The sequence below is a fragment of the Psychrobacter sp. DM8 genome (assembly GCF_051307025.1).
Lineage (GTDB): Bacteria > Pseudomonadota > Gammaproteobacteria > Pseudomonadales > Moraxellaceae > Psychrobacter.
Window position 1 is genome coordinate 1,325,782 of record NZ_CP195538.1, and the last position, 26,705, is coordinate 1,352,486.

General features: G+C 43.9%; 19 protein-coding genes. 6 read left to right on the plus strand and 13 right to left on the minus strand.

Annotated features, from left to right (window positions below; translation table 11 throughout):
* Nucleotides 1-3: 3 nt before the first annotated feature.
* Complete coding sequence (locus ACR64J_RS05745; protein WP_435950909.1) at nt 4-1,749, plus strand: hypothetical protein; 1,746 nt, start codon at nt 4-6, stop codon at nt 1,747-1,749.
* Nucleotides 1,750-1,853: 104 nt separating this feature from the next.
* Here the strand turns inward: ACR64J_RS05745 and ACR64J_RS05750 are convergent, their stop codons facing one another.
* On the minus strand, nt 1,854-2,402 hold the full coding sequence (locus ACR64J_RS05750) for a Spy/CpxP family protein refolding chaperone (RefSeq protein ID WP_435950910.1): 549 nt from the start codon (nt 2,400-2,402) through the stop codon (nt 1,854-1,856).
* A 208-nt stretch (nt 2,403-2,610) separates the two neighbouring features.
* Between ACR64J_RS05750 and ACR64J_RS05755 the strand changes: the two genes are divergently transcribed.
* From ACR64J_RS05755 to ACR64J_RS05765, 3 genes are all read left to right on the plus strand, one after another.
* A complete protein-coding gene (locus ACR64J_RS05755; RefSeq protein WP_435950911.1) occupies nt 2,611-3,297 on the plus strand; it encodes a response regulator transcription factor in 687 nt (228 codons plus the stop codon).
* Nucleotides 3,297-4,847, plus strand: a complete 1,551-nt coding sequence (locus ACR64J_RS05760; RefSeq protein ID WP_435950912.1) for a sensor histidine kinase — start codon at nt 3,297-3,299, stop codon at nt 4,845-4,847. Before ACR64J_RS05755 ends, ACR64J_RS05760 begins: the two co-directional genes overlap by 1 nt.
* A 334-nt stretch (nt 4,848-5,181) precedes the next feature.
* A complete protein-coding gene (locus ACR64J_RS05765) occupies nt 5,182-12,885 on the plus strand; it encodes a YadA-like family protein (RefSeq protein ID WP_435950913.1) in 7,704 nt (2,567 codons plus the stop codon).
* 190 nt (nt 12,886-13,075) lie between these two features.
* On the opposite strand, the gene ACR64J_RS05770 is transcribed toward ACR64J_RS05765, so the two are convergent.
* Both ACR64J_RS05770 and ACR64J_RS05775 read right to left on the minus strand, forming a co-directional pair.
* Entirely contained in the window at nt 13,076-13,321 is a 246-nt protein-coding gene (locus tag ACR64J_RS05770) for a hypothetical protein (protein WP_317199380.1), read from the minus strand.
* 678 nt (nt 13,322-13,999) lie between these two features.
* Complete coding sequence (locus tag ACR64J_RS05775) at nt 14,000-15,181, minus strand: hypothetical protein (protein ID WP_435950914.1); 1,182 nt, start codon at nt 15,179-15,181, stop codon at nt 14,000-14,002.
* Nucleotides 15,182-15,605: 424 nt separating this feature from the next.
* Here ACR64J_RS05775 and ACR64J_RS05780 point away from each other — a divergent pair, with 424 nt between their 5' ends.
* The gene (locus ACR64J_RS05780; RefSeq protein ID WP_435950915.1) at nt 15,606-15,935 is read left to right on the plus strand and encodes a DHCW motif cupin fold protein; all 330 of its coding nucleotides are present in this window, start codon (nt 15,606-15,608) and stop codon (nt 15,933-15,935) included.
* Between the two features lie 20 nt (nt 15,936-15,955).
* Here the strand turns inward: ACR64J_RS05780 and ACR64J_RS05785 are convergent, their stop codons facing one another.
* The 4 genes from ACR64J_RS05785 to ACR64J_RS05800 form a co-directional block, all read right to left on the minus strand.
* Nucleotides 15,956-16,495: a peroxiredoxin-like family protein gene (locus ACR64J_RS05785; RefSeq protein ID WP_435950916.1), complete on the minus strand. Its 540-nt coding sequence runs from the start codon at nt 16,493-16,495 to the stop codon at nt 15,956-15,958.
* 73 nt (nt 16,496-16,568) lie between these two features.
* Nucleotides 16,569-16,994, minus strand: coding sequence for a DUF6789 family protein (locus ACR64J_RS05790; RefSeq protein ID WP_435950917.1), 426 nt, complete (start codon nt 16,992-16,994; stop codon nt 16,569-16,571).
* Nucleotides 16,995-17,023: 29 nt separating this feature from the next.
* Nucleotides 17,024-17,719, minus strand: a complete 696-nt coding sequence (locus tag ACR64J_RS05795; protein WP_435950918.1) for a haloacid dehalogenase type II — start codon at nt 17,717-17,719, stop codon at nt 17,024-17,026.
* A gap of 162 nt (nt 17,720-17,881) precedes the next feature.
* Nucleotides 17,882-19,087 (minus strand): patatin-like phospholipase family protein, encoded by a 1,206-nt coding sequence (locus ACR64J_RS05800; RefSeq protein WP_435950919.1) that lies wholly within the window; start codon nt 19,085-19,087, stop codon nt 17,882-17,884.
* 519 nt (nt 19,088-19,606) lie between these two features.
* Here ACR64J_RS05800 and ACR64J_RS05805 point away from each other — a divergent pair.
* The gene (locus ACR64J_RS05805) at nt 19,607-20,215 is read left to right on the plus strand and encodes a TetR/AcrR family transcriptional regulator (RefSeq protein ID WP_435950920.1); all 609 of its coding nucleotides are present in this window, start codon (nt 19,607-19,609) and stop codon (nt 20,213-20,215) included.
* 152 nt (nt 20,216-20,367) lie between these two features.
* On the opposite strand, the gene ACR64J_RS05810 is transcribed toward ACR64J_RS05805, so the two are convergent.
* The 6 genes from ACR64J_RS05810 to ACR64J_RS05835 form a co-directional block, all read right to left on the minus strand.
* Nucleotides 20,368-21,036 carry a DsbA family oxidoreductase gene (locus ACR64J_RS05810; RefSeq protein ID WP_435950921.1) on the minus strand — a complete coding sequence of 223 codons (669 nt, stop codon included), beginning with the start codon at nt 21,034-21,036 and terminating at the stop codon, nt 20,368-20,370.
* 134 nt (nt 21,037-21,170) lie between these two features.
* The gene (locus ACR64J_RS05815) at nt 21,171-21,725 is read right to left on the minus strand and encodes a carboxymuconolactone decarboxylase family protein (protein WP_435950922.1); all 555 of its coding nucleotides are present in this window, start codon (nt 21,723-21,725) and stop codon (nt 21,171-21,173) included.
* Between the two features lie 297 nt (nt 21,726-22,022).
* A complete protein-coding gene (locus ACR64J_RS05820; RefSeq protein ID WP_435950923.1) occupies nt 22,023-22,649 on the minus strand; it encodes a CDP-alcohol phosphatidyltransferase family protein in 627 nt (208 codons plus the stop codon).
* Between the two features lie 52 nt (nt 22,650-22,701).
* Entirely contained in the window at nt 22,702-23,346 is a 645-nt protein-coding gene (locus tag ACR64J_RS05825) for an ATP-binding cassette domain-containing protein (protein ID WP_435950924.1), read from the minus strand.
* A 53-nt stretch (nt 23,347-23,399) separates the two neighbouring features.
* Nucleotides 23,400-25,202 carry an ABC transporter permease gene (locus ACR64J_RS05830; protein WP_435950925.1) on the minus strand — a complete coding sequence of 601 codons (1,803 nt, stop codon included), beginning with the start codon at nt 25,200-25,202 and terminating at the stop codon, nt 23,400-23,402.
* On the minus strand, nt 25,199-26,497 hold the full coding sequence (locus tag ACR64J_RS05835; protein ID WP_435950926.1) for an ABC transporter substrate-binding protein: 1,299 nt from the start codon (nt 26,495-26,497) through the stop codon (nt 25,199-25,201). Before ACR64J_RS05835 ends, ACR64J_RS05830 begins: the two co-directional genes overlap by 4 nt.
* Nucleotides 26,498-26,705 lie beyond the last annotated feature (208 nt).

Here is a 26,705-nt window from a genome sequence, read left to right on the forward strand (position 1 = left end):
GCCATGAACCGCAATATTAATACTGACATCAACACCGAACTAGCACGCTCGTCTGATCATCCAAAACGCAGCACAAAAGTACTTATGCTTAGCGCTGCATTATCTACGGCGATTATAGCGACTGGCTGTCAATCTACTAGCGGGGGTCAAGGTACAGTAGCCATTAATCAAACACCAGCAGCTGCCAAAACAGCACTCGCGGCTGCCCTGCAAAAACAGCGCCGTCAGTCCTTTGCTTATCATAGTAACCTTGAGATTAGTAATGAGCAGAAGTTCTTAAATATAGATGAATCTCAACTCGTCGCCTCAGAATATGTAGATGCGCACTGCGAAGAAACCCACGACAAGGCTTATGCCGCCCTTATAGAGCAGGCCCAGACCGCAGGAAAAATGATTGAATCGGCGGATTATGCGCCGCAGCGCAGCGCTATTAAGCAGTCCTATTTGGCTTGTGATGAGGCTTATCGGGCATGGGATGAGAGTCAATATAATAGCGCCGCTTTTGAGGACAGCGATGTCTATGAAGAATACGATGATGCCGAGTATAGTTCTGCATATAAGGCGCTGGACGATACAACATATGTAGAGGATGTAGGCGCCACCGTTACAGAGAGTAGGGTGATTAAGGGAGGCGCTATAGCCAGTGATAGCAATGATAAAGTCTCACCTTATTATCAAGAGCTGTTTGACAATTATGATAATAAAACCACGAAGCAAAATGTGAGAAATGCTCAGTTGCTTGACGCCTATTTGTTAAAGCCTTTATCCATCAATGCGCAAGGCGTCTATCAGCTGGTCGCAGGCAAGATCACTATGCTTAGTAGCATGCAGTACAAAGGACGCAATCATCACAGCAGCATCAACCAGCCCATTTATTTCAATGCAAAAGAAGGCACTATCTACTTTTGGGCGGACAATATCGCGATGCTCAACTCTGAGCTATTTGATAACAAGCTCGGTACGCAGTGGCAAAATAAGTGGCTTAAGCTCACGCTTAATGATGGGACTTTGCCTAAAGACTTTGGTCGAACAGTGATTAAAAGTCATTTTGACGCATTAGATCGCACTTTTGAGACAGCGCCTTTGAGCCAGTTTGATTATGTCACTCCGCAATCTCTGAGCGCAGTGTCTCCTAAGTACCCAGCGGCGCAACTTGCTCCGATGCTAAAAACGCCGCAGATTATTCGCCGCGCTCAAAGCACAGCAAGCTATGAGCAGTTTTATCAGGACTACATGAGTATAGTGTACGAGACGATAACCACACAGTACCCAGATTTAGTGACTGATAGCGAATTGGGTAGTGATGTCTTTGACCCAAGCGGCAAGTCATTAACCAGTAAGGCAATCGTGCAGCAAATACTATCTATTATAAAAAGCGAGATAACAGGCGATGAAAGCGCAATAGCATCACAAAACAGTAATACAGCAATTCTAGAGCTATACGGTTTAGATAATCGCGGCCGTATTAAGTGGCAGCATATGCGTAACCAAGATATGGGCTTGCAAGACTCAACTAGAGGTATCACCATTGATGTCTTGCAGCAGTATGCACCGATCACCTCGCAAACGATTGCCTATCCCAGCTTGCCTGCCGATGTCCAAGAGCCTAACGCTAGTAACAGTGTCGATATTAGAGACTATAGTCGTGAGCTTATAGAGTCCTACCGTGAAGGTAATGGTACGGCACTGGGCAAAATGCTATTTAGAATGCTGCCTATGAGTCAAGAGCGTTTAGAGAGTATTGACTAGGGTATAACACCTAATAAATTAACCATTTATAACAAAAGCGCATCGTTTAAACGATGCGCTTTTTGGTGACTGATTTAAAGTTAGAATTAAGTTCAACTTAGCGTTTAGTTCTGCATGTTACCACTGTGACCGCCTTTTGCCATTCTATCAGCCTTTATTGTCTCTAGCTGCTGACGCTGCTGGGCGGTAAGCACTTGCATGATCGCATTATGCTTTTGCATACGACTACCTGTGTTGGTCTGTCTGATGGCTTTGATTTGCGCTTGTTGCGCCGTCGTCAAATTCAGCTGTGCAAAAGGACTGTTTTTACCGTCCATTTGGTGCCCGCGGCGATGACCTTTACCTTGCTTTTCTGATGTCATCGTTACCAGTTGTGCGCGCTGCTCGGGAGTCAATATATTGAGCATCGCCTCGCGATTTTGCATACGATTGTCTTTATTGTTTTGTTTAAGGGCTTGCAGTTGTGCTTGCTGCGCTGCGCTCAAATTAAGCTGTGACATAAATCCTCTACTGCCGTCTTTCATGCCGCCTTTATGCTGCTTTTGCATCTGAGTGGTCGCTGGCGTGTCGGTATTAGCACCTACGCTAGTACAAGCTGTTAAGGCAAAGACGCTAGAGGTAGCAAGTGCGGCGCCTAATAGTAATTTTTTCATTGTGATTCCTTAATAATTAAATAAATACAGGACTAAATAGTATAGCCAACGGACATAAAATTTCGTCTTATAGGACAATAAGACTGAAACTATAATACGACAGGCGAAAGTCGCGATACTTTATAAAGTATTAAGAAAGGTAACGTTTGTCACTCAGGCGGCGCATAACAGATGATAATATAGAGGGTATAGCGATGAGGAGATAAATATGACAAAAATACTATTAGGCGATGATGATGAAGAATTGACGCAGTTGTTGCAAGAGTATTTGCAAAATCATGGTATCGACTGCGACTGCGTTCATGATGGCGAAGCGGTCATACATAAACTTAGATCGACAAACCATAGCGCTTTGAACTACGATCTACTGGTACTAGATATCATGATGCCAAAGCTAGATGGGCTCTCAGTGCTACGTCAATTGCCCGCCATCAGTGATATCCCTGTCATTATGCTAACTGCAAAAGGCGAGGAGATTGACCGTATTATTGGTCTTGAGCTGGGCGCTGATGACTATATTACCAAGCCTTGCAATCCTCGTGAGCTTTTGGCACGGATTAATGCAGTCATCAAACGTACGAATACGCCTGTCCTAGATCACACGCCGCTACCTGAGAGCCGTCTGTACTTAGATCAAAGTCAGCGATTGTGCCAGATAGATGGCGTGGAGCTACAAGTAACCGGAACAGAGTTTGATTTGTTACTCGCGCTACTTAAGCGAAAGGGCGAAGTAGTCAGTAAATCTTGGTTGTCCGAGCACGTCTTGCAGCGCGTACTACAACCCTTTGATCGCAGTCTGGATGTGCATGTCTCACGCCTGCGCAAAAAACTTCAACCCTTCCATGATGAGCCGATTAAAGCGATTCGGGGTAAAGGGTATCAGCTGGTCTTATAATGACAACATCTACTCGATTTAAACCAAGAATAACGCTGTTCTGGCGTCTGTTTTTGAGTTTGCTACTGACCATTTTGCTAACCTCTGTGCTATCCATTGTGCTCGAGCGCGCGCTTAACGAAAAAGCGCTCAATGCCCGTATGGATAGCCAAATTGAGCGCTTGCTTGTTAAGCGTGAAGTGGTAGCTCAGGTACTCAAGACAGGCGATCTTGCGAGCGTGCGACAAATGTACCGACAAGATCGACCCCTTATGTCACAGATACGAATCTATGACGAACAAGGAGCGACATTGTTCCCGCGCTATAGAGATCGCAGCGAGCAAATGCAAAGACGTGAGCGAGGGCATCAGCAGTCTATGAGTCCCTTGTCACCATCTAACAGATCTGATGATGACTTAGGCCACGATAATAGCCGTCACAATCAAGCTGACGTTACCAATAGACCTTCCATATTACCTAGTATCTTACAGCCAGTAATGCCTAGTGATATGGCAATAACCAACAGTAGCGAGCGTCCAGAACTGGCTGATAAAGAGGTGATCTTACCAGACGGTCAGGCGGTCATTATACAATTGCGCCCGCAGCTACGTTTTGCTGATGTTATCGCCTTGCAGCGAGGTCATTTTCCCATACGTTTATTACTGATATTAGTGTTTGGTGTCTTGGTCTGTATTTGGCTTAGTCGTACCCTCACAAAACGTATTCGCCGCGTGCAGCTAAGCGTACACCGTATGACAAATGGTGATTATCAAGCATCCCCTAACTTATCAAAGATGGGCGATGATGAGATAGGATTACTGGCAAAAGATGTCGCCACATTATCTACTCGTCTTGCAGAGAGTGAGCTTGCGCGCAAGCAAATGCTCAGTGATATATCGCACGAGCTACGCTCGCCGCTCGCACGCCTTGAGGTTGCTACCGAGCTGACTCGCGACTTTGCACCAACGGCTCATCGCTATCTTGATCGTATCGATAAGGAGTCTGCAAGAATGAACGAGCTGATTGAGCAAATCATTCATATCCAGTCGCTACAGATGCAGCAGTACACTAGCAATAGTGTAGAGGAGGAGGTCGATATCGCTGAGATTATTAGTAAGATTGGGCAGGATGTGTGTTTTGAATTTCAGCAAAAAAACATCAACTGGCAATGGCAACCACCGACATTTGCCTCGATCGTCAGGGGCAACCAAGAGCAATTGCATAGCGCGCTTGAAAATATCATTCGTAATGCATTTATGCATACATCGTCAAAATCAGCGGTAAGCGTTCAAATAATACAGGCGCTATTAGACAATCGCATACCTGCGATAAAAATCATCGTAATGGACGAGGGCGGAGGCATTGCCGATGCGGATCTGAAGCGTATTTTTCAGCCCTTTGTGCGCCTAGATGCTGCTCGACACCGCAAAACGGGTGGCTATGGTCTTGGTCTTGCTATCGTACAGGCGGTGGTCATGGCTCACAAAGGTAAGGTGAGTGTGAGCAATCGACAAGATGGTAGAGATGGACTCGTAGTGGAGGTGGTGCTACCGCTTGAGAGTCATAAATAAACAAGGCATATTATATATTGTACTCAAGTATATTTCCGTTTTTACTTCCATTAGCCCTAAAATCTCCATGAAAAGTCAAGTCTAAACAAGAGCCTACACATATATTCAATATATTGCATATTTTCCGACGAACGGTAGTTAAATGCAAATTTATTAATTGATTACCTCTTTATATTCATTTATTGTTATATAAAGAGAGTAATAATTGTGATGCAACTTAAACATCTAGCTTTGTGACTTCGATGTTTGAATAAGTTTGTATCTATCCGCGTTTTTACTCTCTACAACATGAGTTTGAGTTTATACCTATTCATTATGTAAGGGAGTACATATCATGAACCGCAATTTTAAAGTTATCTGGAATGAAGCATTGGGCTGCTTTACGGCTGTTGCTGAGTATGCCAAAGCACGCGGCAAATCATCAAAATCTAGCGTGAGTGCCAATGCAAGTATTAACACTAGTGCTAGCTTGTCTTCTGTTAATACTCTACGCCTGAGTGCTATAGGACTTGGATTATTGGCAGCTGGGTTAACTATTCCTGCCGCTGCTAATGGTTATTACTACTACTACCCTAGTGGAATGAACTTCGCTGGAGATGATGCAACACCAAAAGTATATATAAGCACTACTTATAGAAACCAGACACTAAAAGTTCAGGGTGGCGAAACCGTAGCTGGCGATTCAAATACTAAGAATATTAGCGTTGCTGCTAACAGTAGCGATAAATCCTTGACTGTAAAGCTTGATGAAGACGTCAACTTAGGTACGGATGGTAGCCTCAAAATAGGGGATACTCTGGTTGATAGCTCCGGTATTATGGTGAAAGCCATTGATCCTAACAACAATGTCGTACTCAGCAATAGTGGTTTAAACAACGGCAATAACAGAATCATTAATGTAGAAGACGGGATTGGTCCAAAAGATGCGGTGAATGTAAGTCAGCTTGATAGTAGTATCGCTGAGAATAAGGTGAAGTACTATAGTGTCAATTCAGACGGCGGCACTAATGACTTGAATGAAGGTGCAACGGGTCAAAATTCGATGGCTATGGGGAGAAACGCCCGTGCTATAGGTAGTCAAACCATTGCTATTGGTAGCGCCTCTAGTGGTCAAGATACAATAGCTAAAGGTGCACAATCTATTGCGATTGGTGCAAACGTTGTGTCTATAGGGGCATCCTCTATCGCTATTGGTGGCGATGATCTAGATTTGGCTTCAAAATATAATATAGATGGTAGTGATATTGATGATGCTCTAAATAGTGGCACAGTCAATACTGTCTTTAATGAGTATGCTGGTCGCGATTTATTAGATCCTAATAATCGTTTTGCAGGACATACTCAAACACTTGGCGCAGCCTCTATAGCAATCGGTGCTAAATCACGCTCAAATGGTCATCTAGCAACTGCTGTAGGAATACACTCAGATGCATCTGGTACCGCATCTTCAGCATTTGGTATCGCTGCAACAGCCAGTGAAAAGGGCGCATCAGCGTTAGGTTCGGGTGCAAATGCCTCTGCTGTAAACGGTGTTGCCCTAGGTTCAAAATCAGTAGCTAATATCGCAGGAGGCGCAGGTACTGAAGGCTTTGTTCCGGCAGGCGCAACGCTCGCTGATCAAAATATTATTACTTCAACTAGAAGTGAATCCCTTGGTGCAGTGTCTGTCGGTAATGATACCGATGGTAATCGTCAGATCGTCAAAGTTGCCGCAGGTAAAAATAATAGTGATGCGGTCAACGTCGCTCAGTTAAAAGGTCTCTCAAACGTCGTAGACCTCGGTCTAAACTTCGGCGCTGACAGTGGCAATACCGTCAAGCGAGAATTGGGTCAAACCTTCAACATCAATGGCGACAGTAAAAACATCAGCACCGTCACAACCGCAAATGGTGTCAACGTACAGATGAGTGATACACCCACCTTTAACAAAGTCACCCTCATCGACGCTCCTACAGTAGGGACTGATGCCACCAACAAAACCTACGTTGATGGCACCCGTACTCAAGTGACCTCGAACAACAACTCTATCAGCGTCAGCGAAACCGCATCAGGGGATGCTAGAGTGTTCGACCTCTCTGTAGACGCACAGTCACTCAGTGAAAGTGCCCAGTCTCCAGTCGTCTATACTGATGCTACAGGCAACAAACTCTACAAGCAGACTGATGGTAGCTTCAACACTAACCCTGATGGTAGTGGCGACCTTGTCACAGCAATCGACGTAATCGCCTCTATGCAATCAGCGACTGGTAGCACCAGTACCCCAACCACGCTGAGCAACATCGCAGCTGGTACTTTGGAAAGTGACTCAACCGACGCCGTTAACGGTAGCCAGTTGTACACCACTAACCAAAACGTCAGTACCAACGAAGGCAACATCACAACCAACAGAGACAACATCGCTAAGGGTATCAAGTTTAATGTCAATGACTCCTTGCAAAAGACCTTTGACTTGGGCGAAGAGATTAAGCTAAACACAGACAATAACCTAACCACGACGCTATTGTCTACCAATGACGGTATCGAGCTTGGATTGGCACCGAACCTAACCGGTTTAATCAGTGCAGACTTTGGTGGCGTCAACATCTCAACTGAAGGTATTGACCTGAACAACAATCAAATCACAGGTTTAGGTAGTGCAGGTGACATCACACTAGCAACTAACGAGAAAAATGCGGTTAATGCAGGTGATCTAAACAATGCCGTTGGCGGCGTTACCAGTCTTGGCTTTGCATTACGAGCCGCTGACACTAATGAAGTACAGCGCAATCTAGGTGATGCGGTCGACATTGTTGGTTCAAACAACAACATCACTACCCAAGTCATCGATGACAAGATAGCCATTAAGCTCAACAACAATCTAAACCTAGGAGCGCTTGGTACTGTCAAGACAGGGGGTAACGTAATACTTAATACTGTTGTCACTCCTTTAGGTGTCTCAGTCACAGGTCTTAATCCACTTAACCCTGTAACCCTGACTGCTGCAGGTCTAAACAATGCGGGTAAAAAGATCATCAATGTCAAAGACGGAGCGGTTACTAGCAGTAGCCAAGATGCGGTTAACGGTAGCCAGTTGTACACCACTAACCAAAACGTCAGCACCAACGAAGGCAACATCACAACCAACAGAGACAACATCGCTAAGGGTATCAAGTTTAATGTCAATGACTCCTTGCAAAAGACCTTTGACTTGGGCGAAGAGATTAAGCTAAACACAGACAATAACCTAACCACGACGCTATTGTCTACCAATGACGGTATCGAGCTTGGATTGGCGGATGTCATCACTGTCGGCAGTGATATGCCAGTAATGATTGACGGTACAAACGGCACAGTCTCAGGTTTAAGTAACACAACCTTTGATGCTAATCAAACCTATACTGGTGGTTTGGCAGCAACCCAAGAGCAGCTCTCACAAGCCAATGCTGATATCAATACGACTATAGACCTCGGTCTAAACTTCGGCGCTGACAGTGGCAATACCGTCAAGCGAGAATTGGGTCAAACCTTCAACATCAATGGCGACAGTAAAAACATCAGCACCGTCACAACCGCAAATGGTGTCAACGTACAGATGAGTGATACACCCACCTTTAACAAAGTCACCCTCATCGACGCTCCTACAGTAGGGACTGATGCCACCAACAAAACCTACGTTGATGGCACCCGTACTCAAGTGACCTCGAACAACAACTCTATCAGCGTCAGCGAAACCGCATCAGGGGATGCTAGAGTGTTCGACCTCTCTGTAGACGCACAGTCACTCAGTGAAAGTGCCCAGTCTCCAGTCGTCTATACTGATGCTACAGGCAACAAACTCTACAAGCAGACTGATGGTAGCTTCAACACTAACCCTGATGGTAGTGGCGACCTTGTCACAGCAATCGACGTAATCGCCTCTATGCAATCAGCGACTGGTAGCACCAGTACCCCAACCACGCTGAGCAACATCGCAGCTGGTACTTTGGAAAGTGACTCAACCGACGCCATTAACGGTAGCCAGTTGTACACCACTAACCAAAACGTCAGTACCAACGAAGGCAACATCACAACCAACAGAGACAACATCGCTAAGGGTATCAAGTTTAATGTCAATGACTCCTTGCAAAAGACCTTTGACTTGGGCGAAGAGATTAAGCTAAACACAGACAATAACCTAACCACGACGCTATTGTCTACCAATGACGGTATCGAGCTTGGATTGGCACCGAACCTAACCGGTTTAATCAGTGCAGACTTTGGTGGCGTCAACATCTCAACTGAAGGTATTGACCTGAACAACAATCAAATCACAGGTTTAGGTAGTGCAGGTGACATCACACTAGCAACTAACGAGAAAAATGCGGTTAATGCAGGTGATCTAAACAATGCCGTTGGCGGCGTTACCAGTCTTGGCTTTGCATTACGAGCCGCTGACACTAATGAAGTACAGCGCAATCTAGGTGATGCGGTCGACATTGTTGGTTCAAACAACAACATCACTACCCAAGTCATCGATGACAAGATAGCCATTAAGCTCAACAACAATCTAAACCTAGGAGCGCTTGGTACTGTCAAGACAGGGGGTAACGTAATACTTAATACTGTTGTCACTCCTTTAGGTGTCTCAGTCACAGGTCTTAATCCACTTAACCCTGTAACCCTGACTGCTGCAGGTCTAAACAATGCGGGTAAAAAGATCATCAATGTCAAAGACGGAGCGGTTACTAGCAGTAGCCAAGATGCGGTTAACGGTAGCCAGTTGTACACCACTAACCAAAACGTCAGCACCAACGAAGGCAACATCACAACCAACAGAGACAACATCGCTAAGGGTATCAAGTTTAATGTCAATGACTCCTTGCAAAAGACCTTTGACTTGGGCGAAGAGATTAAGCTAAACACAGACAATAACCTAACCACGACGCTATTGTCTACCAATGACGGTATCGAGCTTGGATTGGCGGATGTCATCACTGTCGGCAGTGATATGCCAGTAATGATTGACGGTACAAACGGCACAGTCTCAGGTTTAAGTAACACAACCTTTGATGCTAATCAAACCTATACTGGTGGTTTGGCAGCAACCCAAGAGCAGCTCTCACAAGCCAATGCTGATATCAATACGACTATAGACCTCGGTCTAAACTTCGGCGCTGACAGTGGCAATACCGTCAAGCGAGAATTGGGTCAAACCTTCAACATCAATGGCGACAGTAAAAACATCAGCACCGTCACAACCGCAAATGGTGTCAACGTACAGATGAGTGATACACCCACCTTTAACAAAGTCACCCTCATCGACGCTCCTACAGTAGGGACTGATGCCACCAACAAAACCTACGTTGATGGCACCCGTACTCAAGTGACCTCGAACAACAACTCTATCAGCGTCAGCGAAACCGCATCAGGGGATGCTAGAGTGTTCGACCTCTCTGTAGACGCACAGTCACTCAGTGAAAGTGCCCAGTCTCCAGTCGTCTATACTGATGCTACAGGCAACAAACTCTACAAGCAGACTGATGGTAGCTTCAACACTAACCCTGATGGTAGTGGCGACCTTGTCACAGCAATCGACGTAATCGCCTCTATGCAATCAGCGACTGGTAGCACCAGTACCCCAACCACGCTGAGCAACATCGCAGCTGGTACTTTGGAAAGTGACTCAACCGACGCCATTAACGGTAGCCAGTTGTACACCACTAACCAAAACGTCAGTACCAACGAAGGCAACATCACAACCAACAGAGACAACATCGCTAAGGGTATCAAGTTTAATGTCAATGACTCCTTGCAAAAGACCTTTGACTTGGGCGAAGAGATTAAGCTAAACACAGACAATAACCTAACCACGACGCTATTGTCTACCAATGACGGTATCGAGCTTGGATTGGCGGATGTCATCACTGTCGGCAGTGATATGCCAGTAATGATTGACGGTACAAACGGCACAGTCTCAGGTTTAAGTAACACAACCTTTGATGCTAATCAAACCTATACTGGTGGTTTGGCAGCAACCCAAGAGCAGCTGTTAGAAGTTAACAATAGCATCAATCAAACCGTTGATAGAGGTCTTGATTTTACAGGCGACAATACACTCGTTACTGTCACTCGTAAAATGGGTGAAAAACTTACTATCAAAGGTGGAGAGGTTGATGCTGATAGACTTGCCTCTGGTAATAACATCGGCGTCATCGCAAATGACACTGATAATTCACTAACAGTCAAGCTCGTCAAAGATCTAACTGATCTCAATAGTGCAAATTTTGGTAGTGGCGTAAGTATCTCAGCCAACGGTCTGAACAATGGTAGCAACAAAATAACCAACGTAGCAGATGGCTCAACGCCAAAAGATGCGGTGAATTTCGGTCAGCTGTCGGATACGAATACTAAAGTAGATATTAACACTACTGATATTGAAACCAATACTACAGATATTGGCGTCAATACGGGAAATATTGCTAAAGGAATTAGAATTGGTGATGGAGACAGCACTAACGATCAGCAATTTGCTTTAGGTGATACGATCAACGTTACAGGTGATAGTAATATCTTAACTACTGCCTCTGCTACAGGTGTTCAGATTCAGCTCAACAATCAGTTAGATTTAAGTGAAGATGGTAGCATACGAATTGGTAATAGCATTATGAATAATAGTGGATTTACCTTTGTTAGTAGTGATACCAACCGTACGGTTAGGCTCAGCAGTATGGGTCTAAATAACGGCGGTAACGTAATTAGCAATGTTGGTCGAGGGGTGGAGCTGACTGATGGAGTCAATTTAGGTCAACTACAAGAGGCAACATCAGCAATAAACACAGGATGGAGCTTAAGTGCCCAAAAAGATACGCCAACATCAGTTGTTAATAGTAATGTCGATATGAGTAATACCGACGGTAACATCAGCGTTACGCGAGTTGTTAACCCGTTGTCTAGAGCAATAGGCGATAACGACCTTAGCTTTGATCTCAATTCAGACATTGCAGTTGATACTTTAACTACAGGTCAAAGCCTTATGAGTGACGATGGCTTTAGTATCATAGACGGACCTAGCATGACCCGCGATGGTATCAATGCTGCTGATATGAAAGTAACCAATGTACAAAATGGTGAGGTTTCATCCAGCTCGCAAGATGCTATAAATGGTAGTCAGTTGTTTGCACAAGGCACTGGTATCAGTAGTATTATTGGTGGCAACACCGTCTACAATGCTGAAGACGGTAGCTTTACAAACACTAATATAGGTGGTACTGGTGAAAGTAGCATTGATGGTGCAATTGCTTCTATCAAGCAAGGCGAGATTGTCATTAATGAAAATATCGCAAATAATGCTACAAACATCGAAACCAATACAACCAATATCGCAAATAATACTAGCAATATTGCAACCAACACCACCAATATTGCTACTAATACAACCAACGTCGCAGCGAATAAAGATAAGCTTGATGCTGGTCTAAACTTCGGTGCTGATAACGGTGATGTTATTAACAAACCTGTTGGTGATGGTAGCGTACTTAGCTTTACTGGTAGTGAAAATATTACCACTACAACTGATGGCAGTAGTATCAAGTTCGATCTAAACGGTAATATCAGCGTTGATAGTATCGCTGCAGGTACTACAGTTATAAATAGCAGTGGCATATCAATGCAAGGCGGACCTAGTATGACAGGTCAAGGTTTAAATGCAGGTGATCAACGTCTTACTGGTGTAGCAGATGGCGTAGAAGCAACCGATGCGGTCAACTACAGTCAACTTAGCGCATTAGATAGTAGACTTAATAGCAACATGAACGACTTAGGTTACAAGATCGATGAAGTTGAAGATGACGCTAATGCAGGTATTTCAGCAGCAATGGCAATGTCTTCGCTACCTCAAGCGTACATTATCGGTAAGTCTATGGTAGGCGGTGGTATCGCAACCTACAATGGTGAAAGCGCAGTAGCTATCGGTGTCTCTAAGTTGTCAAACGACGGTCGCTGGGTTATAAAAGTCAACGGTACAGCAGATACCCAAGGTAATGTAGGCGGCGCTGTTGGTGCAGGTTTCCATTTTGACTAATGAGATAGTTTATCTATAAATGACTTAATCTAAAACAAGGCATCAGATGCCTTGTTTTTATTTTTTTAAAGAGCAATTATAATTTCGTCAAAAATATAAGAAATCATTAGAGTTAAGTTCTTAAATTCATTACCGTTGATCGGTAGAGGTCTTCACCATTTATAGTAAATGGTATTTATGTGAGCAAAATTTATAATCTTACTTCTTCTTTTGTGACTTCAATAATTTTGATGGGAACTGCAAAAAGCCATGTTATACCATCTATGCATGTAAACTGTCCATTTCGATAGGACACGATGTGCGTAGTAAAATTATTATTGGTATGATCTCTCATAGCTTGTGCGTCACTCGTATCATCTACAGCACACCATATCATATGATCGCCACGTCTGAGCATAGCACGGGTAAGAGCGCTGCCCGTCATTTGACCATCCATAATCATCTCCACTAAAATTTTTTGTACTAAAGTGAGCAACATAAGAATCTGGTAAAAGTATACTTTTGAGACTCTTACTTAGTAACAAAAATTGTTAGGTATATTATTTACAGATGTTGGCTAGCTGTCAATTAACAGTAACACTTGCACACAATTGCTAGATTAAAAACTTATATATCGAATCATGACAAACAAAATAGACTATTATAAATTTATAATAGTAGGACATGCGCAAATGAGTAAAATAAAGCTATACTTTACGTACTAAAAAACTTGAGTATACATCTTTGACATAAGGTAAAAGTTAGTTTTCTTAGTATCATAAACAATTAGAACGTATTTGATACTCAACCATGACACTGCTGATAGCTACCAGTTTATCAAAGCTGTGTGCTAGTCATTATGTCAATCACAAGTAATGCTATTGCACAAGCTAGCTCATTTTATTTGAACAGTTACTTTGAGTGAAGCACTCTTAGCATCAGACCTGAGGGTGTATTGAGTGAAAGTACTGCTTTAATCGTCCGCAATACTATGCGCATAATAGAGAGACAGGACACTTTCTTGTCGTATTTAAGGTAAAAATAGACGTCTGAAAAACTTGACTTACTATTTTAACTATGAACTGCTAAAAAAATAGTCACTGTCAGTACTTATTTGTGAATTATTAAACACGCCCTAAATTCTAAACATAGCGGCAGTAGGTTTTAAACCAACGTAAGCCATACCTGCCTGAGCTTGCCAATGAGGTTGAATAATACCATGTTGCAAAATAGCGTGAATATCTCGATGGGCTCTTTCTATCCTATGCTTTTTATATAAAGAGACAGTACCTGCTACTGCATAGATCTCAGAGACCATAGAACGAGCCTCTGTAGCTGCTGCGCAAGATGCTGCCCAGACATCTGCAAGCTGCTTATCAGAAAAAGTATTTCTGTTTTGAGCCTCTATCCATAATGTTTCAACGCTATGGTGTAACTGTAAGCGTTTTGAGGCGAGTAGAGTTTTACTATTGGCTATTGCTGATTGTACTGTAGACCGATCACGTAAATCTGGGTTCTTACCTGGTGTCACTCTCTCCAAACACAGCTCTGTTAAGTCATCGGTTGCAGCTTTTAGAACCCCTAGTGCCATTGCGGCACAGCCAGCTGCATTGATGCAGCCAATAGGCAAGCGATTGTATGCGCTATCGATGACAACTGGACTATCAAAATCCACTGCATATTGAGGCTTTACAAAAGCGTCTTTTACGACGACATCGTGACTACCTGTACCGTTCAGACCACCAACATTCCATGTATCTATGATTTCGATGTCTTGTTTTGGAATAAAGAATAACTTTAATTTTGCACCAGGCCCAAGTGTTTTTGGTGACCCCTCTGATAGCACTAAGCATCGCAATACAAACCAATCAGCAAGCTCGCAACCAGATACGAGTGTCCATCGACCTGATACAAGATAACCATCTGAGAGCGTTTGCGCAGTGCCTTCAGGACGTGCAGAATTAGCATAGATATGGGTAGGGTCTTTGTAAACTTCTTCAAAACTCGTCTTATCCAAAAAACGCCCAAAAGTACAAGCTAAGTGATTATTCCAAACGATCCAAGCTGCAGAAGCCTCAGCACTTGCAAGATGCTCATATACTTTTAGAGTCTCTACGGGTGTATTCTCCCAGCCTCCTAAAGACTTTGAAAGACCCATTCGAAATAACTTCATCTTTGAAAGGCTTTCAACGACAGCTGGTGCAATTCTTCTAAGATATTCTGTTTCTTGTCTATGATTAAGAGCTAAGTCGTAGCAGTCTTGAACTGCATCAGATGGCAGTACATTTTCGATTTCAAACTCAAGTAAATCACTCATTTTATACACCTCTCATAATTATAATAGTGCTTTTGACTCTCCTAATACCTTACAAGGCATCTTTAAAGAATAACCAACATCAAGTAGGTATACAACCAATAATTGATATATATAAGAGTTTTAATATTTTCTAAACAATAATTTTGACTTTAATGAGGTATCTTAAAAATGAAATAAGGTGTTTGTGGAGAGAGGTAGATGATAAAATTGTTCTATTCGTTTGAATAAAATAGGCTAGCCAAGGCATCTTCAGTACCTAAGGTTTTTTCTTGGACGAGAACATAGATATGATTAGCTATCAGCAGTGCTTACTTATGAGTGTTCAATATGCTCTACTATGAAATATATTTTTTTAAATAATAAATAGAACCAAAGGACATGTTTTATAAGAACTATTAGTTTTTAATAATGAGGAATAAGACTTATGAAAATGGAAAAAATACCGTTTGGAATGACGGATTGGACGAATATAGAAGCTATAAAAATAAAAGGTGAGACTGGCGTTGGCTACTGGATAACGCTTGATTTTAATACTATTCAGGTGCACAAGGTTGAGTATTCACCCGGTTACTTAGCGGATCATTGGTGCTTTAAGGGTCATATATTGCTGTGCCTTGAAGGTGAGCTCAATACTGAGCTAAAAGATGGTCGAACCTTTACATTAACGCCAGGTATGACCTACCAAGTCGCCGATGATACGATAGCTCATCGTTCATCGACTACCACTGGCGCTAAACTGTTCATTGTTGATTAAGCGGTAATAGTAATTAAACTTTAACCATGCGTACCACGTATAGGGTAGTCATTTTCTCGAATAAAAGACAAACCGTTCGCAAGCATTTCAAGCTCAGGTCTAGCGAACGGCGCATTAGAGATATCAATAATTTGAATCTCGCCTTTGGCGTTAATCACAAATACCCCAGGCTCAGCAAAAGGATGATCGGTCTCTTTTTCTGAGCGCGGATCAGAGATATATAGCCCAAGCTCATTCATCTGCTCAACGCTCAAACCATAAGCTATCGGGAAGTTGATATCCTCAAGCTCTTCTAAATGCTCTTGCAACTGCTGTTTGCTATCGCCTGATATCGCCAAGATATCCACGCCCGCATCAGCAAATGAGGATTTGACCGTTTCTAGCTGATTAAGATACTTGGTACAGATTGGGCAGTGCTTGCCGCGGTAGACAACGACTAATTTCCAGTCATGACCGTTTTCAGGTTTGCCTAAGGTTGTCATGTCGCCACCGAGCATTTGTACCTGCACGTCGGGGAATTGACTGCCAGCCTGAAGTTTTTGAAGGTTATTTGATTGCATAGTTCTATCCTTTGGTTTTTAAATTGAAGTGATTTAAATTGAGCTTTAAGATTTAGTAAATTAACGAGTGTTTTTAACGAATAAATTTGGCATAAGCTTTACCTAATACGACGCCAAAGATGAGATGGAGTATTAAGGTTGCGATAGGAATCATAATACCGCTTGGCATAGCCAAACCAAACAGGCCGTTACCCATCATAGGCATAATAGCAATCATCATCATAAGCCAACCAGCAGCGCCTATGAGTGCTCCTATTACCGTAAAATTTTTATTTCTATCTGTGCTGCCCACTATTGCCATTATCAGACCATATCCAATAGAACCCACCATAAAGTGAGCAATAAACGCCATTACTCGACTGTCACCAATCATTGAGGCGAGCATCGCTATGATATCCAAGTCAGGCATGAGACCCATCATGCTTTTTAGCAGTAGCAAAATAGTCATCACGATAGTGGCAATGAAGCCTGCAATAATTCCTGCGATATATTTATTCATGATAAACATTCCTTGTTCGGTTTTTGAGGTTAATCATTGCGATTTTCAATAATCTGATCGCTCAGCATAACCAGATCTGAGGCCATAAAGTGCGGTATGGGCACGTTGGATGCGGGTAGCATGGCATTATAAGGACGTTTGAGGAACGCGCCTTGATAGCCAGCCGCTTGCGCGCCAATCGTATCCCAAAGATGACAGGCGACAAGGCAAAGCTCTGATGTCTCAACCGACAATTCTGTGGCGACCATCTGGTACGTCTCAGGCGCAGGTTTGAACTTTGCGACTGCCTCAACGCTAAAAGAGCGCTCAAAGAAATCACCCAATCCTGCTTTTTCGAGTGGCGTAGGAGAAGCACTGCTCGCTGAGTTGGTCAAGGTCACCAGCCTAAATCCAGCATCACGTAATATGGTTAATGCGGGCACCGCATCAGGATGAGCGGGCATCTCGCTCATAAGCTGCTTAAACTTGTCAATATCATCATTCGTTAAAGTAACGCTATGAATATCAGCCGTCATCTGTAATGCACCAACACCAAGCTCACCAAAGGACGTATAAAGACCAGATAAGGTCAAGGTTTGCGAATAGAGCACCAATTGCGCGAACCATTCTCTCAGTACGCGCTCATCACCGAATAGACGAGTGAATAAAGGCGCAAGCGTTTCGATATCGAGCAGGGTTTCATTAACGTCAAATACGATGATAGAGGGTGATGGGGTAGAGGGCATAAAAGCTCCTTGTAGATCATAAAAGTAGTGTCAGGCACACAAATATAAATAAGAGTGACTATTACATTACCTTTAGTTGAGCGAACATTCAAGGTAAATTTGAGTGATTGCTCAAAATAGGCTGTCATTGTAGATAAAAATGAGAATCTAGCGAATATTAGATCACTGTAAGGCTTGTCGAAATTCTTGAAATTCTTTAGAGCGCTCCAGTAGGTTACCACTCAAAGCACGCAGATCATCAACCTGCTCTGGTTGCAAACGAAAGGTCGTGGGCATAGCATCGAACTTCGCACGCTCCGCTTTATCCTTAACCTGATCAAAGGTCAACACCGCAAAATGCACCTCAACCTGAGGGACGTCTGCTGAGCGCTGAGCGTTGACATGCTCGCCCCATTGCAAAAATTCGTCTTTAGCGGATGAAATAGTCTCGTTATTTAAAGTACCCAAAGCCACTTCGCTCGCCGCTGAAATAGTCTGAATGAAACTCGGATCCTTGCTCTGAACTGACCACTCATGTTCTGAGTAAGTTTGAGCATTGGCTACGACGACCAGTACTTGTTTGACCTGACGCAGCTTGTCAGGACTGAACGCGCCTGCCATGTTGGGGACATCGCCATACTGAGTGACAGGACTCATCATTGAGCCGCGTACGCCCAAGTTATCAGTGACCCCGCCATCTACTAGGCGCACCACTGGCATACGATCTGGTTGCGAGTATCGATCTAGTGCACGGGCTATAGCGTAGCTACGCGGTAAATGATCGTCTTGATTGAGAGCCACATTAACCCAAGGCTGAGAACGCTGAGGACAGTCGGCAAAATTGCGCAAGGCGATGGGTGCAAAAATGCCAGGCACAGAAGATGACGCCATCACCGCGTTGGCCACAGGATAGCTCGATAAATCCGAACACAAAAAATCAAATTGCTGCTGAGTGAACGAAAAGGTCATGGCATTATTTAGATCACTGGCATTGAGAATAACAAACGGTAATTTGCCGTGGCCCATGTCAGCGAAGCTCTTTTGCCGAAATAAACTCTCGTTTAAGTTATTGGCTACTAGATCGCCACGATTGTACTCAGAGCTACTCATCGCAATCAAGCTTTGTGGTCGTATCGCCAGTCTCATCAGTCGAGACTGCCAGTCTTCGTACAAGAACTCAGAGGCAAATTGCTCAAAGATTTCATCACTAAACAAGCCATAATAAGCGGCAGTGTAGCTACCACCTGATACCGAAGAGATAACATCTACCTCATCTAATAATCGGCGCTCCACGCCGTTAATCATCACAGGTGTGTCTCGTAGCTTTTCAAGCACACCATAACTGAACGCTGCTGCGCGTGTACCGCCACCAGAGAAGGCGAGAACCACAAAAACATCATCTGAGTTTTGCGGTAAGTTATTTTTAAAATTATAACTATGGTTAACCGTTTCTATGATAGGTTCATTCCAGACCCGTGATGTACAGCTTGTCAGCAAAATGAATAGAGACACAAGGATGACTAATAACAATATAATGCGCAATCGAGAGGATACTAGTATGCTGGAGAGTGTTCGGAGCAGACTATTATCATGGGTAAGTAGGTTTTTACGCATGTAAATAGCCTCGAAGTGATAGAACGGTTATGTCATTAAACTATCGTTTGTCTCTATCAACCGAATTAAGAATGATAATTTTAATAGCAAGACATTATATTTCAAAGATTATTACGCACTTTGAGCGCATGCATTGCTCAAAAAAGACAAGTCGTAGCTAATAGCCTAAGCGTCGTTAATAAACTTTAACTGGACTGTTGTAGCGAGTCAAGATAAAATTGAGTAATCACTCAAATTATACCGCTGTGCTTACCGCATTATCTGTGGTCGCAGCTCCAAGATTCAGGATTTACTATGTCACGAACTACTTTATACAATCGTCACGAGGCGCTAGAACGCGCCATAGCCCTGTTCTGGCACAAAGGCTTTCATGCCACCTCCCTAAAAGACATCGAACAAGCTCTCGATATGCGTCCGGGTAGCATTTACGCCGCATTCGGTAGTAAAGACGGCTTGTTTCAAGAAGCGCTAGATTATTATGCGCAGTCCTCCTTAACGGAGCTTGAACGTATACTGGCCAATCATCAGTCGCCATTGATGGGATTGGCGGCTTTTATGCGCCAGCTTGGTGGTATCCGCGATAAAGACTTGCCTAGTCGAGCATGTATGCTGGTCAAAAGCTTGCTTGAGCTTGGTGCGCGTGAACAATTAGCTTTAGATAAGGTAGAAAAATTACTAGCGGGCATGGAGGCGCGTTTTGGCGAGTGTTTCGCTGAGGCGCAGCGTCTAGGCGAGATGGATGACACGCTTGATGCGACTAGGCTGGCGCGTCGATTACAGGCTGAGGTCATGGGTTTGCGTGCCTTTGCTCAGCGTGATGTCGAGAGTCAAGCGGTGCATGAGCTGGCAGAGGATATGGCATCATCAATAGAGAGCCTGCGTAATAATGAGCCTGTTCACTAAGCTTAGTCTTGATGCACGCGCTTTGTGAGTATTTAGCTAGAACCATAAGTATTAACGCTTATATCAATAAAAGCTATAAGGGCGACTTAATATTATAAGTCGCCCTTTTGGTTTTTGTGCTTTGTCCCTAGTGCTTATTATTGATTAGTGCATTATTTTGTCATATCTGACAACTGTTGCAAAATGCTCTTAAAGTTCTCGACCCCTTGAGCGCCGCTGACCAAGTGTTGTTGATCAAAAATAACAGAGGGTACACTTTGAATCCCTTTTTGACGCCAACTTTGCTGAGCACGGCGAACGTCTTCGGCAAAGCGCTGATCCGTTAATACCGTTAGCGCCTCATTACGATCTAAACCAATCTCGCTAGCGATATCTGCTAAGACGTCTTGGCTTGAGACTTCTCTAGCATGAGTAAAGTGAGCGGCGAACAACGCTTGCTTTAACTCATGCATGCGTCCTTGCAGATTGGCCCAGTGCAGAAGCTGATGCATATCAAAAGTGTTATAAGTGCGGCTGTCCTCCGTGAAGTTAAACTCAAAACCCACACTGCGACCTGCCTCAGTCATCCGAGCGCGGCTCGCATCAGACTCCTCTCGACTTGAGCCGTACTTGATAGCAATATGCTCATACAAATTGCGCCCCTCGCTTGGGGTATCAGGGTTTAGCTCAAACGGATGCCAGTGAATCTCATGTTCTATACCAGTCTGCTCGAGAGCTTTGACCAATTGTCCGTAGCCAATAGCGCACCAAGGGCAGACCACGTCAGATACGATATCTATGCGCAGTGGCCGCTCTGATGATAGCTGCTTGTTATCTTCCACATAACCTCGCGTTGATTATAGTTTATAGCTATTATTTTAACCAAAAAACTGCTGCTCGATGGTCCATCTAGCAACAGTTTTGACGACAATATTAAAAAATGTAGAGACTATCAAGCTGCTAATTATTAACAATATTACTGTGCTTTATGCCATCCAAATTTCTCAAACGGCTTATCTACTGGGGTATTGGCAAGATGATTGGTGTAGTTGCTCATCACCTTTTGCGCCGCGCCTAGTACCACTTCTAACACTTGGCGCTTGCTAAAGCCTGCATCCAAGAATGTTTGTACAGACGCATCATCGACATTACCACGATTGCGAACTACTGACAGAGTGAAGTCACGTAGCGCTTCTAATTTGTCTGTCGGTAGTGGCGTCTCGTCACGTAGCGCATTAGTGATAGCGTCATCAACTTTCATGCTTTTGGCAATGCCAGTATGAGCGGGCACGCAGTAATGACATGCATGTTCAACGTTGATAGTTTGCCACACCACAGTGGTCTCTTCATCATTAAAGCTGCTGTCCAAAAATAGCTGATGTAGACGCTGATAGCCTTCTAATAAGCCTGGTGCTTCAGCCATGACTGCATGTAGATTTGGAATCATGCCAAAGGCATTGATAGAGACATCGAGCAGCTCTTGGCTATCGGCAGGAGCTGTTTCTTTATTATGTAAAGTAAAATCAGTCATATAAGATCCTTATGAGTATTTAAGTTTATGGATATCTAAGTTCATGAATATTTAAGTTTTATTAATTTAAATAAATGAAGTCAGCGAATAGGCAATGCTATGAGTCGCTAACTGACCCTACTGTAAATCATTCTGAGCAATCACTCAAATATAAATTGAGCGATTGCTCAAATATTTGTAACGCCTGTTAACATTCAAGATACTTTATGATGGTGTATAAACGCTCAAAGAGTAGTGAATACTGATATTAAAGACTTTGAAGTAAGGATGATTACAGTATAAGTATTTATGCAAAAATCAGTGCTTGTCTTCTAAACGTCTTAAGGTCTGATAACCGCCATAAATACGAGTAACGATAGTCACCGCACAGGCCGCAGCAAAGAGGCTAGCAAGTAGTACAAAATGCTGTGGCCAAATACAAAAGGCGACAAATAGCGCTATGGTTTCAGTACCTTCGGTCAGACCATTTAGATAATAAAAGCTCTTGTACTTAAACTGCGGTTTATCCAATTGAAACTTTTCGGCTGCTACAGCAAAAGCTAAAAAGCTAGAGCCAGTGCCGATAAAGGCAGCCAGCAGTAATGCGCCTGCGATCGCGTTTTGTGTAGGATTAGCCAAGATGAAACCGAGTGGCACGGCGGCATAAAACAAAAAGTCGAGGGTGATATCTAAGTAGCCGCCAGCGCTTGAGCTCTTATTGGCATGGCGAGCAAGCGCGCCATCTAAACCATCAAAAATACGATTGAGTATAATAGCAATAAGCGCACCAAACCACAGCTGATAGGCAAGTAGGGGTAACACTAGCATACCGATGATAAAACCCGTCACCGTCAATTGATCAGCCTTGATGCCGCGCTTATATAGCGCGACGACTAAAGGATTCAGTATAGGGGTGATAACAGGAGTAATAAACTTATCTAGCATAGGTTGGCCTTTTTGTTATTGACGCCAAAAGTTCAAGTCTAGAAGCTATTGGTTAAAGGCTTAGCGTAATGACTTTACCACTCGCAGCTTTAGCATCGCTGTGGTCGTGAGTAACCATAATAGCGGGTAATTTATGGGTACGAATTTGATCAAATACCAATTGCTGAGTATCTGCTCGAAGCTGGGTGTCAAGCTTGCTAAAAGGCTCATCTAGCAATATGGCTTTGGGCTTACTCATTAGGGTACGCAGTAGGGCTACGCGAGCTTGCTGACCACCTGATAGATTATCAGGATGACGATTTGCCATGCCAGCTAAGCCGACTTGCTCGAGAGCGTGCTCTATCTTTGCTAAGCGCTGTTTTTTGCTGCTCTCTTTGTCATCTTTAGGCATCGCAAAAGCAATATTACCCGCTACCGATAAGTGTGAGAACAGCAGCGCATCTTGATAGAGAACACCAATTCGACGTAAGTGCGTCGGCAAATGACTGACGTTTTCGCCATTGAGCCAAATCTCGCCAGTAGCGTTAAAGCCGCTGGGCAAGGTGCCTGTCATCCAGTTCAACAAGCTTGATTTGCCACTACCAGAGGGCCCCATGATAGTTAGAATCTCGCCGCCCTTGATTTGCTCATTTAAGCTGACCAATAGCTCACTTTGACGATAGAGCTGTAAGTGTTTTATTTGTAGCGATGCTGACATAGAGAATCCTTTATTATCGTCTTACCTTTATTATGATTTTAGTAGTTACTCAGTTAACGTGCGCCACTTTTATAAAAATACTTGGGTAGTATCCAAGCTATTATAAAGCCAATTAGCGGTAAGACCATTTGCATAATGGCATAAACGGCACTGGTACGCCTGCTAGCGCCATTAGCTAGCGTTACCGCCTCAGTAGTAATAGTCGCAATACGTCCGCCGCCTGCCAGCAGCGTGGGTAGGTATTGCCCAAAACTGACCGCCAATCCCAAAGCGATAGCGATCATAATAGGCGCAAACAGCTGCGGTAGTTTGACTTGCAAAAACACTTTGGCAGGCGTAGCACCAAGGCTCGCTGCGACATTGACAAAGCGTACATCTAAACGCCTATAGCTGCTGGCAAGCGATAAAAATACATAGGGCAGCACGAACAATAAATGGGTAAAGGCGACATTAACAAAAGCCGCTTGATTATCGATTAACTGCTGTAACCAGACTAAACCAAACAAGAAAGCGATGCTAGGAACCAGGAGCGGTAAGTAGATAATGAAACTGGTAAAGGAGGAGAGGGGTCTATCACCTAATTGTTCAGATTCTAAGCATAACAAGGTGAGCATAATGGCAAATACAGTTGAGACTATGCCTATAGATAGGGTGTTGAATAGCGGCGTACTCATTTGCATAAAGGCGCTTTGATAATGCAATAGGACTAGCTGCTCTGGCAATACAGCAGGAAAGCGCCAATAGCCTGCGACTGACCACATCAATAGTCCTACAAGAGATAGAGCAATAAATCCTAGAATTAAAACTGTAAGTCCATAAGTGAGTTTTTGCCAAATGCTGTCGATATAACGGCGCTTACCATTGAGTAGTGAGCCTTTGTATAGCGCTTTAATGACTCGTTCACCGCCAAGCCATAGGGTGATCAAGCCACCAGTCAATAGCAATTGCAATATCGCACCTGCTGAGGCTTTTATACGTAAATTGAGATCCACATCATTGAACCATTGCATGATGGTAACCGCTAGAGTGGACGGCGTATTGGGTCCCAAAATAAGGGGCATCTCGACACTGGCGCTGGCATAGGCGAGTACCGCCAAGATAGGTAAGCGCAATAGAGGATAAAGGAGCGGAAAAACCGCTTTAAAAAAAGCTGTAACTGGATAATAGCCCAAATTTAGCGCCACTTTATACTGCTCATGTAACTTCTTACCCAGCTCAGGCTGCGCTAAAGCGCCAAGCGCCATCAGTAATAAAAACGGCAGCTCTTTTAGCACCAGTCCCAAAATGATACTAATGCCATAAGGATCGTGCGGTAGTATTCCTTGCGGCGCAAGCTCCCAACCGCTCAGCCATGGCGATACTAATCGCGCAATCATGCCTGAGGGCGCAATCAAAAACCCAATGGCGATCGCAGCCGCCGCATGTGGAATGACCAAGATTGGACTAAGCAAGCGCTCGATACGGGTCAGCCATACACTATTAAAAAACGCAGCTAGTATCATCAGAGCTATGATAAAAGCGAGCAGGGTACTGACAAGGCCCGTGGCAACACTCAACGCTACCATCTGCCCCAGACCGGGGGTTTGCCATAGTGCTTCAAACCCTTGTAAATTAAAGCTCGTTTGACCGATAGCAGGTACCCACCCAAAGGCCGGCAAAAGTACGCTGACAAGGCCACCTAGTACAGGGAATAGCAGTAAAAGCAGTAAAAATTTGGGGCTAAGGGTCACTAAGCGCGTAAACAGATCACCGTTGTAATGGGTAGTCATACTAGTGTTACCAGTATTAGAGTTCTGAGAACCTGAATTTTTAGCTAGTTCAAGTTTTTCATCTTTGTCATCAAAGAACTGACTCATTCGCTGACTCCATAGCGAGCTTGCCAGCCTTCAACAATAGCATCTACCCAACTTGGATGAGGTTCGCTAACGGTGCGTTTTATCGCGTCAAAGGGCAGTGCGCTTGGATGGGGCTTAGTCGTTGTAAATAGCGCTTGCTGCTCTGTGCCCAGGGTCGCAGGTACCAAGACCGTTTTGTCACCCCAAACGCTGGGATTTTGTTTATGAGCTTGCGCTTCAGGACTAAGTAAAAAGTTGGCGACCAATTGCGCCGCTTTCGGATGGCTAGCATTATAAGGAATTGCGACAAAATGCGTATTGCTCAAGCTGCCATCACTCATCGCATAGCTACGGATGCTCGGCGGCAAGTCATAACGCCGAACAGCGGCTGGGACTTCAGGACCTGAAAAAGTAAAGGCTAAGCTCAGCTCAGTATCATCAACCAAGCGACGCATTTGCGCGCCGCTTTGCAAGAATTGTTCGCCGTTACGCCAAAGGGTTGGATGCATCTCATCCAAGAACTCCCAAAGCGGAGCAAGCACGATTTCCTTGTTTTGCGCGCTGACAGGCTGATTTAACTCAGCTCTGATATCGGTGCCTGTCTTGGCATCGTTCTGCTCATGTATTATTACTAAAGCATACTTCAAAAAGCTGATACCCAAAAAGTCAGGTGGCTTGGGATAACCAAAGCGTCCAGGGTTTTGCTGTGTCCAGTTGGCAAGCTCATTCAAGGTTGTCGGCGGCTTCTTTACCGCTAAGCTATCATAATAAAAGGTCAGCGATGCCTGTCCCCATGGCGACTCCATACCCTCGGTAGGAATACCAAAATCAAGAGTCACGGCTGGATTATTGTTGGGATCGGTAAGAGTAAAGTTAGGTAGGCTATCTGCCCAGTCCTTTAATAGTAATGAGTTCTCGCTCATAGTGGCAAAATTAGCGCCATTGATCCAAATCAAGTCGACGCTACCTCGATCATTGTTGTTAGCAGATTTCTCAGCGAGTACGCGGCTGACGGCTTCACTGGTGTCACTTAATTTGACATGGACCAGATTGATATTATATTTATCATCAACCGTTTTAGCCGCCCACTGAACATAAGCATTAATCTGTGGATCGCCGCCCCAAGCGTGGAAGTAGACGTCTTGATTTTCACCCGCTTTTTGTACTTGTTGCCAATGGGGTTGATTGTCGTTACTTAATACTGCGATAGTCGATGCAGTACTAGCAGAGATACTCGCACAAACCCCAACTGCTATAGCGTAGCTGCTATAGCGAATCGTGTTTTGGATGGCGGGCAAGTATCTAGTCATGCGCATGAAATAATAACCTTTGATGCTAAATATGAGGTCGGACAAAGTATTTTTATTGAAGACTCTTTATGAGAGCATATGATCGTTGTTGAGTGATTACTCAAAATATTATATAGAGGATATAAAACCAAAGCCAGTATTTATACAAAGGTGAAGCGCTCTTTTGAATGGTTATGATAAACAGGCGCAAGCTTAGAGTTTAGAAAAGGTGAGT